This window comes from Gymnodinialimonas sp. (assembly GCF_059726805.1).
In genome coordinates this window covers 2,572,533-2,585,290 of record NZ_AP041059.1, presented here as the reverse complement: position 1 = coordinate 2,585,290, position 12,758 = coordinate 2,572,533, and the positions used below count along the sequence as shown (strand labels likewise).

15 protein-coding genes are annotated in these 12,758 nt (G+C 64.2%); 5 read left to right on the top strand and 10 right to left on the bottom strand.

Features of this window, described 5'->3' with window-relative positions:
* Nucleotides 1–144 precede the first annotated feature (144 nt).
* The 4 genes from AC6I9R_RS12590 to AC6I9R_RS12575 all read left to right on the top strand — a co-directional run bounded on the left by AC6I9R_RS12590 (nt 145) and on the right by AC6I9R_RS12575 (nt 3,831).
* On the top strand, nt 145–1,128 hold the full coding sequence (locus AC6I9R_RS12590) for a FecCD family ABC transporter permease (RefSeq protein WP_461425909.1): 984 nt from the start codon (nt 145–147) through the stop codon (nt 1,126–1,128).
* Nucleotides 1,125–2,123 carry a FecCD family ABC transporter permease gene (locus tag AC6I9R_RS12585; protein WP_461425908.1) on the top strand — a complete coding sequence of 333 codons (999 nt, stop codon included), beginning with the start codon at nt 1,125–1,127 and terminating at the stop codon, nt 2,121–2,123. Before AC6I9R_RS12590 ends, AC6I9R_RS12585 begins: the two co-directional genes overlap by 4 nt.
* On the top strand, nt 2,116–2,922 hold the full coding sequence (locus tag AC6I9R_RS12580) for an ABC transporter ATP-binding protein (protein WP_461425907.1): 807 nt from the start codon (nt 2,116–2,118) through the stop codon (nt 2,920–2,922). Before AC6I9R_RS12585 ends, AC6I9R_RS12580 begins: the two co-directional genes overlap by 8 nt.
* Nucleotides 2,923–2,985: 63 nt before the next feature.
* Complete coding sequence (locus AC6I9R_RS12575) at nt 2,986–3,831, top strand: siderophore-interacting protein (protein WP_461425906.1); 846 nt, start codon at nt 2,986–2,988, stop codon at nt 3,829–3,831.
* On the opposite strand, the gene AC6I9R_RS12570 is transcribed toward AC6I9R_RS12575, so the two are convergent.
* The 4 genes from AC6I9R_RS12570 to AC6I9R_RS12555 are packed head-to-tail and all read right to left on the bottom strand — an operon-like array spanning nt 3,828 to nt 7,355.
* The gene (locus AC6I9R_RS12570; RefSeq protein WP_461425905.1) at nt 3,828–4,580 is read right to left on the bottom strand and encodes an ATP-binding cassette domain-containing protein; all 753 of its coding nucleotides are present in this window, start codon (nt 4,578–4,580) and stop codon (nt 3,828–3,830) included. The genes AC6I9R_RS12575 and AC6I9R_RS12570 overlap by 4 nt on opposite strands.
* Nucleotides 4,577–5,521 carry an iron chelate uptake ABC transporter family permease subunit gene (locus tag AC6I9R_RS12565; protein ID WP_461425904.1) on the bottom strand — a complete coding sequence of 315 codons (945 nt, stop codon included), beginning with the start codon at nt 5,519–5,521 and terminating at the stop codon, nt 4,577–4,579. Before AC6I9R_RS12565 ends, AC6I9R_RS12570 begins: the two co-directional genes overlap by 4 nt.
* Nucleotides 5,514–6,458, bottom strand: coding sequence for an ABC transporter permease (locus tag AC6I9R_RS12560; protein ID WP_461425903.1), 945 nt, complete (start codon nt 6,456–6,458; stop codon nt 5,514–5,516). The genes AC6I9R_RS12565 and AC6I9R_RS12560 overlap by 8 nt, the downstream gene beginning before the upstream one ends.
* On the bottom strand, nt 6,459–7,355 hold the full coding sequence (locus AC6I9R_RS12555; protein WP_461425902.1) for a siderophore ABC transporter substrate-binding protein: 897 nt from the start codon (nt 7,353–7,355) through the stop codon (nt 6,459–6,461).
* A 131-nt stretch (nt 7,356–7,486) separates the two neighbouring features.
* Between AC6I9R_RS12555 and AC6I9R_RS12550 the strand changes: the two genes are divergently transcribed.
* Nucleotides 7,487–7,783: a DUF2218 domain-containing protein gene (locus AC6I9R_RS12550; protein WP_461425901.1), complete on the top strand. Its 297-nt coding sequence runs from the start codon at nt 7,487–7,489 to the stop codon at nt 7,781–7,783.
* Here the strand turns inward: AC6I9R_RS12550 and AC6I9R_RS12545 are convergent.
* From AC6I9R_RS12545 to AC6I9R_RS12520, 6 genes are read right to left on the bottom strand one after another with little or no spacing between them, the layout of a single operon-like run.
* Nucleotides 7,780–8,868, bottom strand: coding sequence for an energy transducer TonB family protein (locus AC6I9R_RS12545; protein ID WP_497862952.1), 1,089 nt, complete (start codon nt 8,866–8,868; stop codon nt 7,780–7,782). The two genes, AC6I9R_RS12550 and AC6I9R_RS12545, sit on opposite strands and share 4 nt — an antisense overlap.
* A complete protein-coding gene (locus AC6I9R_RS12540; RefSeq protein WP_461425899.1) occupies nt 8,865–9,239 on the bottom strand; it encodes an ExbD/TolR family protein in 375 nt (124 codons plus the stop codon). Before AC6I9R_RS12540 ends, AC6I9R_RS12545 begins: the two co-directional genes overlap by 4 nt.
* Before the next feature lie 4 nt (nt 9,240–9,243).
* Nucleotides 9,244–9,582, bottom strand: coding sequence for an ExbD/TolR family protein (locus AC6I9R_RS12535; protein WP_497862951.1), 339 nt, complete (start codon nt 9,580–9,582; stop codon nt 9,244–9,246).
* A 31-nt stretch (nt 9,583–9,613) separates the two neighbouring features.
* Nucleotides 9,614–10,300 carry a MotA/TolQ/ExbB proton channel family protein gene (locus AC6I9R_RS12530; RefSeq protein ID WP_461425897.1) on the bottom strand — a complete coding sequence of 229 codons (687 nt, stop codon included), beginning with the start codon at nt 10,298–10,300 and terminating at the stop codon, nt 9,614–9,616.
* Nucleotides 10,297–10,728, bottom strand: coding sequence for a hypothetical protein (locus tag AC6I9R_RS12525; protein WP_461425896.1), 432 nt, complete (start codon nt 10,726–10,728; stop codon nt 10,297–10,299). The genes AC6I9R_RS12530 and AC6I9R_RS12525 overlap by 4 nt, the downstream gene beginning before the upstream one ends.
* Nucleotides 10,716–12,740 (bottom strand): TonB-dependent receptor domain-containing protein, encoded by a 2,025-nt coding sequence (locus tag AC6I9R_RS12520; protein ID WP_461425895.1) that lies wholly within the window; start codon nt 12,738–12,740, stop codon nt 10,716–10,718. The genes AC6I9R_RS12525 and AC6I9R_RS12520 overlap by 13 nt, the downstream gene beginning before the upstream one ends.
* Nucleotides 12,741–12,758: the final 18 nt, after the last annotated feature.

The following is a 12,758-nucleotide window of genomic DNA, read 5'->3' as shown; positions in this document are numbered from 1 at the left end:
ATTGTGTCGGCAAACGCGGCACCAGCGAAAGCAATGACGCTGGCGGCGGCAAGAATAAGGGGGGCGCATGGAGGTTCATCCTTGAAGTTGAGTGTTTTTGTCAGATAATAAGTTGACTGAATTTGTCAGAATTACAAGAGACCAATGCGCACCGTGAACATCCTGCTGATTTGCGTGGCTGCCTGCGTGGCGGTTTTGGGCCTGCACGTCGGGGTGCGCGCCTATGCACCCTGGGAGGTCTGGCGCGCCGTTACGAGCGCTGAAATGGACGCCACCGCGATCATCGTGCGGGATCTGCGGGTGCCCCGGATGGTGTTGGCCGCTCTGGTCGGCGCCGCTTTGGCGTTATCGGGGCTGATGATGCAATCCGTGGCCCGCAACCCGGTGGCCGAGCCGGGTCTTCTGGGCGTCAACGCGGGCGCGGCGTTTGCTGTGGTGGTTCTGCTGACGCTCAACCCGAGCGTCGGTTTCTGGGCGATCATGGCGGCCGCGGCGTTCGGCGCAGGCACGGCGGCGGCGCTGGTGTTTGGCCTCGCGCTGTCCGTGGGCGCGGCAATCACGCCGGTGCATTTGCTCTTGGCGGGCGTCAGCGTCGCGGCGCTGTTGATGGCGGGCGTTCAGGTGTTGGTCATCGTGAATGAGCAAACGCTGGAGGAGTTGGTTTTCTGGCTTTCAGGCTCTTTCGCGGACAGGCCGCTGGCTGGCGTTTGGATCGTGGCAGGCGGCCTTGGCGTCGGGGCAGGGATGTGCCTTCTCCATGCGCCTGCCCTTGATGCCTTGCGCGCCGATGACGCGACTGCCACTGGTCTCGGCGTGGATGTCGCACGGCTGCGGCTTTTGCTGCTTGGCGGGGCGGCGCTGCTCGCGGGTTGTGCCGTGGCGCTGGCGGGTCCGATCGCCTTCCTCGGCCTTGTGGCGCCGCATTTGGCACGGCTCAGCGGGGCAGTCGGGCACGCACAGATGATCCCGCGCACGCTCTTGTGCGGCGTGGTCCTGGCGCTTTCGGCGGATGTCATCGCGCGATTTGTTTTGTACCCGACCGAGGCTCCGGTCAGCGCCGTCATGGCCCTAATTGGAGTACCCATCCTGATCGGCCTGTTGCGCAGCGCCCGGATGCGGTTGGCATGACCGCCGCACGGTTCAGCTTGCCCGTCGCCCTCGTGGCGCTGGCCCTTGTTGCGACGGCGATGGGCAGCTCTTTCATGCCGTTGGACCGCGTTGTGGCCGCGCTGCTCGGCCAGGGCAGCCGCCCCGATACCGTCATCTTGTGGAACCTGCGCCTGCCGCGTGTGGCCATGGCGATGTTGGCGGGCGCGGGGCTTGGCTTGGCGGGCGTGCTTTTGCAACGGGCGATGCGCAATCCCCTAGCCTCTCCCGGTGTGCTTGGCATCGTCGATGGCGCGGCGGTCGGTGTGCTGCTGTTTCTGCTACTGTTCTCGAATGAAGCCAATGCCCTGACGGTTTCCATCGCCTGGCAGCCTGTGGCGGCGATCTTCGGCGCTGTTGTCTTTGCGTTGCTTGTGGCCCGCCTAGCTGCCCGCGAGATCGCCCGCCCAATGACCCTGATCCTGTACGGCATCGCCTTGGCGGCCCTTGCCAATGCGGTCGTCATCCTCCTGATCATCGCGGGGCCGGTGTACCGTGCCTCACAAGGGCTGATCTGGCTCGCAGGATCCGTGCAAAGCTCGGAGTGGCGAGAGGTCTGGATGCTTGCCACGGCTATCTTCATCGCGATGCCGTTCCTGATTGCGTTGGTCCGCCCGCTTGACCAGCTGCACCTCGATGACCTGAGCGCGCAAGCCACCGGGCTTTCCGTGAACGGAACACGCATCGGCGCGTTGGTGGTCTCGGTCCTGCTGACTGCCGCGATGGTCAGCATCGTGGGCGGTGTGGGTTTTGTGGGCCTGATCGCACCCCATGCCGCGCGGCTGCTGTTTGGCACCGGCGCGGCATGGCAGTTGACTGGTGCCGCGTCTTTGGGAGCGGGCATGGTGCTGGCGGCGGATCTTCTCGTGAGGGTCCTGTTTCAACCGTTGGAGGTGCCTGCGGGTGCTGTCACGGCCCTGATCGGCGCGCCTTACTTCTTGTATCTGTTATTGAGACTGGGGCGTGCCAATGCCTGAGCCATTGATTACCCTCGATGCGGCGACCATCGGTTACCGAGGCGCGCCGGTCTTCAATGCTCTGACCCTCACAATCCCAAAGGGACAGGTGACGGCGTTTTGTGGGCCCAACGGCTGCGGGAAATCCACGGCGCTCAAAGCGATGCGCGGAGTGCTGCCACTGACAGCGGGTCAGGTCATTCTGGATGCGATGCCGCTTGGGCAGTGGAATGTGAAAGCGCTTGCGCGGGCCGTCGCGATGCTGGGGCAGACGCCGTCCGCGCCCGAGGAAATGCGCGTGCGTGATCTGGTGGCCCTGGGGCGCTATGCGCATCGCAAGCCCTTTGCGGGGCTTGATGTGGAGGACAGCGCCGCCATCGCCTCGGCACTCAAGATGACTCACGCGCAGGCGTTAGCCGATACGCCGCTGGCCAATCTGTCCGGCGGGCAAATGCAGCGCGCTTGGCTCGCCATGGTGCTGGCGCAGCAATCGCCAGTGATCTTTCTGGACGAGCCGACAAATCACCTCGACATGTCCCATGCGCTTTCCACCCTGACGCTGGTGCGCGACATGGCGCAGGGCAGCGGCAAGACCGTGGTGATCGTGCTCCATGATCTGAACATGGCCGCGATGGTCGCGGACCGGATCGTGATGTTTAAAGCCGGAGAGGTCGTGGCTGAGGGCCCGGCGCGGCAAATCCTGACCTCCACCACGATTGAGACTGTATTTGACATCAAATGCGCCGTGATGGCGCGCCCCGACAGTGACCTGCCGCTGGTCGTGCCCCTGCGCGCGATGAACGGGGGCACCTATGGTTAAACGCTTCATAAGGCAGCCATTCGGCCACCCAATCCTTCCCTTCCAGGCCCGAAAGGACAACAGATGCCGAATGATATGACCCCGCCCAAACCCGCCGCCCAAAAGCGTATCACCTGTGTGTTGGAGGTTGTGACGTCTCGCTATGTGACGCCCAATATGATCCGCGTGACCCTAAAGGGCGCAGAGATGGCGGACATCCCCGCCAGCATTGCGGGCGGCCATTGCAAGATCATGGTGCCTGCGGTTGGGCAAACCGCCGAGGACCTCGGGAGGCAAATGGCTGACGGACCCAAACCCACCACTCGCACCTACACCATCCGCCATGCCCGGCCCGAGGCCTGCGAGATCGACATCGACTTCGTCGCCCACGGAGACACGACTGCGGACGGGGGCCCAGCCTCCGCCTGGGCCGCGCACGCAAAACCCGGTGACTTCCTTGGCTTTGCCGGTCCGGGGCAGCCGAAGTTGACCGACATGGGTGCCGATTTCTACCTGATCGCAGCAGATATGTCGGCCCTTCCGGTGGCCGCTGCCGGGCTGGAAGCGCTGCCGAAGGACGCCAAAGGCATCGCCTTCTTTGAGGTGCTGAGTGAAGCCGACCGCCAACCTATCGACGCCCCCGAAGGCATCGCGCAGCATTGGCTGATCCACGATGACGCTGAGGTTGAGGCGACGCAGGCCGTGGACCGGATCAAGGCGTTGACCCTGCCAAAAGGACGGATCAAGACATTGGTCGCCGGAGAGACAGGTGTCATCCGGAAACTCCGCCTCCACTTGCGCGGAGACCGCGCGTTGCCGCGTGGGGATGTCTATGCCTCAGGGTATTGGCGGATCGGCTTGGCGGAGGATGAGCATCAGAAGGTAAAGAACGCGGAAGCCGCCGAGGATGAGGCGAAGCTGGCCCGCTAAGTCAGCACCGCGACCCGCCCATCCTCAAGGGTGCGCACGGTGATCTCGGTGTCGTAAAGCGCGCTGAGGGGGCCATCGGCAAGGACCTCCGCCGCGGGCCCTTCGGCAAACAAGGCGCCGTCTTTCAGGGCGATCACATGATCCGCCCATTGCGCTGCGATTTGCAGATCGTGCAGCACGATAATGGCGGCGCGCCCCTCGCGGGACAGGTCGTGCAGCCGCCCCATGATGGCCTTCGCAATGCGCGGATCAAGCGCGCTGAGCGGCTCATCCAGCAATAGGTACGGCGTGGCCTGCGCCCATGCCATCGCGATATAGGCCCGTTGGCGTTGACCGCCGGACAATGCATCCAGTTGCGCGTGAGAAATGTCGGTCAACTCAAACTGCGCGACAGCCTCTGCCACCAGCGCATGGTCCTGCGCCGTGGGCCGCCCCCGGTGATGCGGCCAGCGCCCGAAGGCCACCAGATCAGCGACGGTCAATCGAGGTACTTGAGCCTGTGATTGGGTCAGGATTGCGAGCATCTTTGCGCGCTCGGCCGTTGTTGTCCCATGCACGTCCACGCCGTCCAAACGAACACGCCCTACGGTCGGGTCCTGCAACCCCGCGATCACATGCAGCAAGGTCGATTTGCCCGCACCATTTGGCCCGATGATCGCCGTGAGGCCCGTTGCCGGAAGGTGCGCGCTGATGGCGTCCAGAACGCGATTTCCGTCGCGGGTAAGGGACAGGGCATCCACCTCAATCATGTCACACGCCGCCTTAGGATGAGGATCAGAAACAGAATGCCGCCAAGGAATTCGATCAGGACTGCAAGGGTGGAGGTCATCGACAAGACACGCTCGAACAGGAACTGGCCGGCCACAAGGATCGCGGCGCCGATGACGGCAGAGGCTGGGATCAGCAGGGCATGGCGGTGGGACGGGATCGCGGCATGGGCGAGGCTCGCGGCCAAAAGGCCAAGGAACGTGATCGGCCCCACAAGCGCTGTCGACACGGCCACGAGCGCCGCGATCAAGACCAGAACCCACAGAACGAAACGGTCGTAGTCGAGGCCGAGCGACCGCGCGGTGTCACGGCCAAGGGCGGCCACGTCGAGCCTTGGGGCCAGCGCCATCGCCGCAGCCCCTGCGGCGACCAAGACGAGGGCTGCGACCAGCAGTTGATCCGCCTCAACGCTCGCGAAAGAGGCAAACATGGCCTGCTGGACAATGGCGAATTCGGATGGGTCGAGGATGCGTTGCAGGAAGCTCGCTACGCCGCGCAACAGAATGCCGAGGATCACGCCGGTTAACACGATGCGCACCAGGTCAGACGCGCCCTTGCGCAGGATGATCCCAAAGAGCGCGACGGCGGCAAGGATCAGCACGGCGGCCTCGGCCAGGAACGTCGTGAAGGCGGGCAGCGTGACGTAGCCCACGCCGCCAAGGGTGAACACCAAGGCGGTTTGGAGGAAGATGAACAGCGCATCGAACCCGACGATGCCCGGTGTCAGAAGGCGCGTTTGAGCGATGGTCTGGAACAGGGTCGTCGCGATGCCGGTGGCCGCCCCCACAAGGATCAGGGCTGCCAGTTTTTCAAACCGCAGCGAGAGGATGAAACTGACCGGCGCGCGCAGGTTCCAGCCGAGAAACAAGGCGCTGAGCACGGCCAACAGAGCCGCCAGAGGGATGAGTCGCGCCCTAACCATGGTGTCGCCGTGTAGGCGCATAGAGTAGCCACAAAAAGACGCCCGCGCCGAAGACGGCGAAGATCGTGGAGGCGGGGATCTCATAGGGGTAGCGGATGACGCGCCCGATCAGGTCAGAGACCAGCACAAGCGCCGCACCGCTTAGGGCGATCACCCAAAGGTTGGCGCGCAGATTGTCGCCTCGCCAACGCGAGATCAGGTTGGGCACGATCAGGCCCACGAAAGGCATCGCGCCCACGGTGACTACCACCGCTGACACGGTGATCGCCACGATCACCAGCCCCAGCATTTGGGTTTGCAGATAGTTGAGGCCGAGGGAGCAGGCGTAGTCTTCGCCCAAGCCGAGTAGGGTGATCCGGTCCGCGATGAGAAACAACAAGGCGGCCAGCGCGGCGATGATCCACAACAGCTCATACCGGCCCTGCATGACGCCGGAAAAATCGCCCAACATCGCGATCCCTATGAACTGCATTAGGTCCGCCGTCCACGCGAGCCAAAGGGCCATGGCACCCAGGATACCGCCATAGATGATGCCGACTAACGGCAGCAGTATCGGATCACGGCGGGGCACAAATCTTGACAGTGCGAGGAACCCGAAGGTGCCTGCCAAAGCGGAAGCTGCGGCGATGGACATCTTGCCCATGATCGCCGTGCCCGGCGCAATAAGCGTGACCGCCAGCAAACCCAGCGTTGCGGCCTCGGACGTGCCGGTCAAGCCGGGCTCGACCAGCCGGTTCTGGACGGCCTGTTGCATGATCACGCCCGCAAGCGCGAGGCCCGCTCCGGTCAGCATGGCGGCGGCGGTACGGGGGAACCGGCTGATCGCGATCAGCCAGCCCGCGTCGAAATCTCCCGACCACAGGCTGGCCGCGCCCACCGACAGGCTTGCCATCACAAGGGACACAAGCCCCAAAGCGATCGCAAGCCTCAAGGTCATTTAGCCGCCAAAACCGGCGATGATCTCGTCCAGTGTCATCATCATCGACTGCACGCCGCCACCTGCCAGATACAGCGGGCCAGAGCTAAGGTAGATGATCTGCCCCTCCTGCGCCGCCGTGGTGCTGGCCACCAGCGGGTTGTCAAGGGTGGCGGCTGCGGCCTCTCCGTCCTGGCCAATCGCGGCAGCGCGGTCGATGACGAGGATGTAGTCTGGGTTCACCTCGGCGATGAATTCGAACGAGATCGCCTCGCCGTGGGTTTCCGCCGTCAAGTCGGGAAATGCCTCGGGCAGGTCTAAAGCGGTGTGCAGCCAGCCAAAGCGGCTATCGTCGCCGTAGGCCGAGATGTTGCCGCCATTTGCCAATACGATCATGGCGTTGCCTTGACCGTCCACGGCCTCTGTCGCCTCCGCCAGGCGCGCGCGCAGGGCCTCTGTCAGGGCGGCGGCTTCTGCCTCGCGGTCAAAAATCGCGCCGTAGCCCGCAATGCGGTCCTCGGTCTGGCCGATCATATCCTCGCCCCAAATCGTCATGTCGATGGTGGGGGCAACCTCGGACAGCGGCTCGACTTGGCGAGAGGACCGCCCGCCTGCGATGATCAGGTCGGGCGCGAGAACGGCCAACGCCTCAAAATCCGGTTCAAAGAGGCTGCCCACGGGCGTGGCGGCGTCCAGCACCTCGGCCAGATAGGGCAGGGGCGGCATGGCGGGGACGGCGTTCACGGTGATGCCAAGCGCGCTGATTGTATCGATGGCGGCGGCGTCCAACACGGCGATGGTGGCGGGCGCTGTCGTGACGCTGGCCTCGCCGGTGTAAGTGGTCACCGTGACCTCTTCGGCATGGGCAACGCTGGCCAGCATCAGGCAAGCAAGGGTGGTCGGAACACGGAACATCATGGCAAATCCTCTCGAAGGTTGAGTGCGCGGAGAGAGGGTGGCGACGGCTACCGTTTGCCCAAGGGGTAGACGAGGACAATGTGGAAATGCAACCTATTGTTGAGCAAAACAGTCAGCATTTGAGAGCACCCATGGCGACGCAAACCGGCACCTTCCGCACCCAGAGGGCGGGGCGATATATTGAGCAACTCTGCAAGCACTTCGCCCACAAGGTTGAAGTGTCCTATGACGAGATGCGCGGCGAGGCGGCGCTGCCTGCGGGGCCTGCGACCATGGTGGCAGAGCCGGAGATGCTGCGGATTGCGGTGACGGGCAAAGATGCGGCGGCGCTGGAAATGGCGCGGTATGTGATCGACAGCCACCTCAAGACATTTGCGTTCCGCGAAGGGTTTGAAGCGATGGATTGGGCCGAGCCTGAAGGGCTTTAGCGCCCGCCGAAGTTGATCGAAAAACTGGTTTGCGCGCCCGCAGGCGGGGCCGGAAATGGAGCGGCACGTTGCACGATAGAAAGGCCCGCCTGGTCCAATTCCGGATTACCGGAGGATCGCGCGACAGAGAGGCCAGCCAATCCTCCGCCGCTACTGATGCGAAACGAGATCACGACATCAGGCCCCGTATGACGGACCCGAGGCCGCCCCGCACGCGAGATGCGACGCAGGACCTGGCCGGGATAATTCGCGACGGCGGCGGCGTTACCCGGTTGTGGTGCGGGTTGGGCTGCGGGGGCTGTGGCGGTCGCCGCGGCGCCCTCCGTGCCTGTGGTGCTGCCCCTGGTGGCGTTGGCGGCGGCATTGCCGGTGGCGGCGGGCGCTTGGGGTTGCGGCTGTGGGCGCGGTGCGGCGACTTGCGGGGCGGGCGCGGGCGGTGGCGGGGCGAGGCCTTCGGGCCGGGCGCGCGGGCGCGGGCTGGTCAGCGGGGTCAGGATGACCTCTTCCTCGGCGACCATTACGTCTGTAGGGCTGGCCGCTGCGGTGGGTTCAGCCGCCAAAGGGGTGGCTGTCACCGTGGGTTGTGCGACGACGGGTCGGGCCGGTTGGACCGGAACGGCTGCGATGATCGAGGGGGTGACGGCGGGGGCTGCGGCAATCACCGCTTCACCGTTTGATGGCTGCGCATCTGGGGCGGCGATGGCCTCCGATGGCGCTGCCTCAGCCGTCTCTGCGGGCGCGCTTTCTTGTGGCGTGGCGGGCTCGGCCGGTTCAGGCGCTGTTGGCTCTGTGGCATCAGGCGCCGGTGTCTCGGCAGTATCCTCGGGGGCTGCCTCGGTCTCGGTCGGGTCAACGGGATCTTGCGGCGCATCTTCGACCTCCACCGGGTCGACCACGTCCGGCTCGGCGCGGCCCGGTGTGCCCGCGACCATATCCGCGAAGGATGACCCAAGGCGGGCAGGTGCAGGATCTCCGCCGCCGTCCAACTCCACCACATCGGGGGTGAAGTATCCCGCGCCCGCCAGATGAACCCCGCCTGACAAAGCCACAGCGGCGATCATTCCAATGGGGCGCGCGCCCTTCATTCCATGCCTCGCTCGGTCACGATCCAGACTTCTTCTGCGCCTGCCTCACGCAACGCGCGCGAGATGGCGACCAGTTCTGCGGCGGGCAGATCGCGGTCCGGCACAAGGCGTGGGGTCGGGTTGCTCGCGACGATCTGGGCCAAAGTAATGGCCTCTCCGCGCATCTCAAGCGTGCCATCGGGCAGGATCACGGCGGCATCAGGCGGCGCGCGGCCATCCAGCGAGGTCGTGTCCACCAGCGCCACGCGCGGGTCCAGCGGCGGCGCGACGGAGCCCGCAATGAGGAAGAAAATCAACATGAGAAACACGACGTTGATCAGCGCGATTGTAGGTTCGCGGGTCTGTTTGGTGGGGGTGCGGCGGAGCGACATGGGGCTAGTCCAGCACGGTGATGGAAAGGTTAGCCACCGGGGCAAGCGCCACCAGCAGATCCACGAGACGCTGGGACGTGACCGCGTCATCAGCGCTGACCAGCAGCGTTGGGGCGTCTGTGCTCAACGCTGCGATGGCAACGGGCAGGGCGGAGATCGCAACCTCCGTACCGTTGAGCGATGCGGTCTCGGGCGAGAGGGTGAGGAACAGCGGGGCCGCATCCGACGGTGCGCCAGCGCCAGAGCCCGCCGCCGACAGCTGAATTTCCGAGAACCGGGTGAAGGTGGAGGTCAGCATAAAGAACAGCAGCAACAGGAAGATGACGTCGATCAGGGACGTCATCGACAGAGCGCGTCGGCGGTAGGTGGCACCTCTAACGGGCATGGGCGTCAAGCACGGGGAGCGGCGCACATTCGGGTGCCTCGGGGCCCGCGACGGGGCAGAAGGCGCGGGTGATCATGCTGCCCGCCAACGCACGTTCTGCCTGCATCCGCGTCTCGAACCACGTCAGGATCAGCGACGTCGGCATCGCGACAGCAAGGCCCGCAGCCGTGGTCATCAAAGCCACCCAGATGCCGCCGGCAAGAATAGACGGATCCACGGCGTCGCCCGCCGATTGCAGGGCCTGGAAAGCGTCGATCATGCCCAGAACCGTGCCAAACAAGCCCAGAAGCGGGGCGATTTGAGCGATGGAGTCCAGAAGGCGAAAACCCTTTTCGAGGTGATCCAGACGCTCAGACGCCTCAACCTCCACCCGAGCGCGGAAACCGGCGTCTCCCCGCATGTCGCCCATACGGTCCACAAGCGCTTCAAAAACCGGGGCCAGATGGCTGCGGCTTTCGCCCGCCAATTGCCGTGCTTGTGTGCGGTTTCCGATATCCAACGCAGCGCCTGCGCGGATCAGACGGCTGTGCCGCCCCACGCCCGCCCGCAGAAACTGGGCCGCCTTGAAGATGATGACGGCCAAAGCGACCAAGGACATGCCAAGAAGCAAAGCGACGACGGGCCCGCCAAGGGAAACGAGCCCGCCTATATTGGACAATGCGGTCTCAAACATCATCCAATGACCTCCACGCCATCGACGCGGCTGATGGGGGTGAGGGCATCGGCACAGACGGTGGAGTCCAGACCCTCGCCCGTGCAGGCATCCACACCATTAAACAGAACCCGGCCAAGGTCGTCGCACGCGAGGCCTGGCATATCAAATTCGCGCACGCGAGGGCGGGACGCGGGCAGGGCGCCCATGTCGAACAGCGTTAACCTCTCGACATGGCCGTCGTGGGTGAACAGGACTGTTTCAAACACGATCTGATCCACGTCCGCGTCCATGTTGTTTTGCGCCATGAAGGTCAGCCTGCACGCGCCTTCCAACGGCACAATGCGGTTGAGTTCCACGATCAGTGAAGCTGGCGCCTCCTGTGCCGCAGCCCCCAGAGGGAGGGCTGCGACCAGAGCGATTGCAAGGAACGCGCGCATCAGAAGTTCCACACACGGGCGACTGTCAGGCGGCCCGTCATGCCCCGCCCCGGGTCACCGTCCAACGCGTTGGTGTAGGTGCGGTCGAAGACGTTATCGATGCCCGCGCGGAACTCCAGCCCTTCAAGGACGCCCTCTTGCGGGGCCCAACTGGCGAACAGGTCGTGGGTCGCGTAGCCTCCGAAGAAGTTGTCGCTGACAACACCGCGCGACACCGTGTCGGCGTAATCGATGTCGGCAAACGCGTTCATCGTCCAGCCGTACTCGATGCCAAGGGCTTGGTTGCGCCCGCCTAAAGTGAACGACAGCGTGTCCTGGGGCAGCTGGCTCCAGACCTCATCATCGGTCAGGTTGCGGCCTTCGATGATCGACAGCGACAGGTTGCTGAACCACCGTTCCGACACGTAGGCGGCTTCCATCTCGACGCCATAAATCTCAGCCTCCGCGATGTTGCGGTGGTAAGGCGTGCCCGCCCGGCTATCACGCTCGATCAGATCTTCCACGAAGGAATAATAGGTGGTGACGCGCGCATCGAACGCGTCGTCAGCGTTCAATAGACCCGCCCGCGAATAGGTGAAGCCCAACTCAATGGAGCGCGCATTCTCAGGGTCCAGGTCCACGGCGGGCGTCTCGCCGTCGCGGGTGTCGTAGGAGTACAGCTCATCCAGGTTCGGCGCGCGCTGTGTTTGTGCGAGGGAGCCGAAGACGCCCCATTCGTCCGAAATATCGTAGGTGAAGGCGATCTTGGGCGAGAAGGAAATGATTTCGGCCTCTTCACGGCTATCCAGCGTCGTGCCGCCGTTGTCCGTGCCAGGCGTGTTCAGCGCGTATTCCAAGCGCACACCGGGCACGAGGGTTAGCCCGTTGCCGAAATCCATCTCGGCCTGCGCAAAGATCGCGGCACGCAGGGACGTGCCTTCAGGGTGGAACTCAATGAAGGTGGAGGTCTGCGCCTCCGCCTCGCGGACTTGCTGCGCTATGGTCGCGCCATAGACCAGCGTCGTGTCGATGCCGCCCAAGGTGATGTCGGTGGTGACGCGACCGTCCAGAGAGATGGTGCTGTAGCCATAATCCGTGTCCTCGAACAGCACGCTGGTGCTGGGGAACGACGCCTCCCAATCGCTTTGCTCTACGTCCGTGTCGGAATAGGCCAGCGTCACTTCGAGATCGCCGAAGTCTTCGACTGAGTTGTAGATCATCGAGAATGTCTGATCCTGCGTGCGCCGGTCGATGTTGCCGAACCCGTCAGAGCCGGTCTGCGAATAGGACGTGTCGTCCAGATCGCTGTTCCATATCTCGTAGATGAAGCGCACGGACCGGCTGGCGTTGAAGTTGTAGGTGGCGCTGACCAGAGCCGAGGCGCTGTCGAACGCGGATCCTTCTATGGTGTTGCCATCGCCGTCCACATAGTCATCGGCCTCGCGGTAGTTGAGGTTTGCGAAGACCTCCCAATTCTCACCCAGTTGCGTGGCGTAGCGCAGCGCGACGTTGCCGCCTTCGCCGTTGGTCTCTCCGCCGAGCGAGAAGCGGAACTGGCTGGTTTGGCCCTCGGTCAGATAGTCAGAGGCATCGCAGGTCTCAAACCGGATCACGCCGCCGATGGCGCCCGAGCCGTAAAGCGTGGCCGACGCGGGCCCGCGCAGAACCTCGATATTGCAGAACAGGTTGGGGTCCGAGAAGAACGAGCCCATGCGGTACTGCTCGTAATACTGTGTCGCGCCGTCTTGCAACACGACCACGCGGCCTTCGTCGCCCGCAGGAACTTCGCCCCAGCCGCGAATGTTGAAGGTTTGCCCCAACACGCGGTCCGACCCGATGGCTTGCACGCCCGGCACGCCGTCGAAGAATTCGCCGATGGTGGTGGCCTGCTGACGCTCGATCTCTTCTTGGTCAATGACGGTCACAGCCTGCGGCGTGTCCAGCGCCACCTGATCCGTGCCCCAGCCCAGAATGATCCGTCCCAGTGGTGTTGTCGTGTCTTGTGCGTAACCCGGTGTCGCCAATACGGCCAATGCCGCGGCCATGGCCGTTGACGTGCCAAG

Bases quoted from the DNA above. Each gene is read 5' to 3' on its own strand.
- AC6I9R_RS12590 (WP_461425909.1), top strand. From the start codon at position 145: ATGCGCACCGTGAACATCCTGCTGATTTGCGTGGCTGCCTGCGTGGCG.
- AC6I9R_RS12585 (WP_461425908.1), top strand. From the start codon at position 1,125: ATGACCGCCGCACGGTTCAGCTTGCCCGTCGCCCTCGTGGCGCTGGCC.
- AC6I9R_RS12580 (WP_461425907.1), top strand. From the start codon at position 2,116: ATGCCTGAGCCATTGATTACCCTCGATGCGGCGACCATCGGTTACCGA.
- AC6I9R_RS12575 (WP_461425906.1), top strand. From the start codon at position 2,986: ATGCCGAATGATATGACCCCGCCCAAACCCGCCGCCCAAAAGCGTATC.
- AC6I9R_RS12570 (WP_461425905.1), bottom strand. From the start codon at position 4,580: ATGATTGAGGTGGATGCCCTGTCCCTTACCCGCGACGGAAATCGCGTT.
- AC6I9R_RS12565 (WP_461425904.1), bottom strand. From the start codon at position 5,521: ATGGTTAGGGCGCGACTCATCCCTCTGGCGGCTCTGTTGGCCGTGCTC.
- AC6I9R_RS12560 (WP_461425903.1), bottom strand. From the start codon at position 6,458: ATGACCTTGAGGCTTGCGATCGCTTTGGGGCTTGTGTCCCTTGTGATG.
- AC6I9R_RS12555 (WP_461425902.1), bottom strand. From the start codon at position 7,355: ATGATGTTCCGTGTTCCGACCACCCTTGCTTGCCTGATGCTGGCCAGC.
- AC6I9R_RS12550 (WP_461425901.1), top strand. From the start codon at position 7,487: ATGGCGACGCAAACCGGCACCTTCCGCACCCAGAGGGCGGGGCGATAT.
- AC6I9R_RS12545 (WP_497862952.1), bottom strand. From the start codon at position 8,868: ATGAAGGGCGCGCGCCCCATTGGAATGATCGCCGCTGTGGCTTTGTCA.
- AC6I9R_RS12540 (WP_461425899.1), bottom strand. From the start codon at position 9,239: ATGTCGCTCCGCCGCACCCCCACCAAACAGACCCGCGAACCTACAATC.
- AC6I9R_RS12535 (WP_497862951.1), bottom strand. From the start codon at position 9,582: ATGACGTCCCTGATCGACGTCATCTTCCTGTTGCTGCTGTTCTTTATG.
- AC6I9R_RS12530 (WP_461425897.1), bottom strand. From the start codon at position 10,300: ATGATGTTTGAGACCGCATTGTCCAATATAGGCGGGCTCGTTTCCCTT.
- AC6I9R_RS12520 (WP_461425895.1), bottom strand. From the start codon at position 12,740: ATGGCCGCGGCATTGGCCGTATTGGCGACACCGGGTTACGCACAAGAC.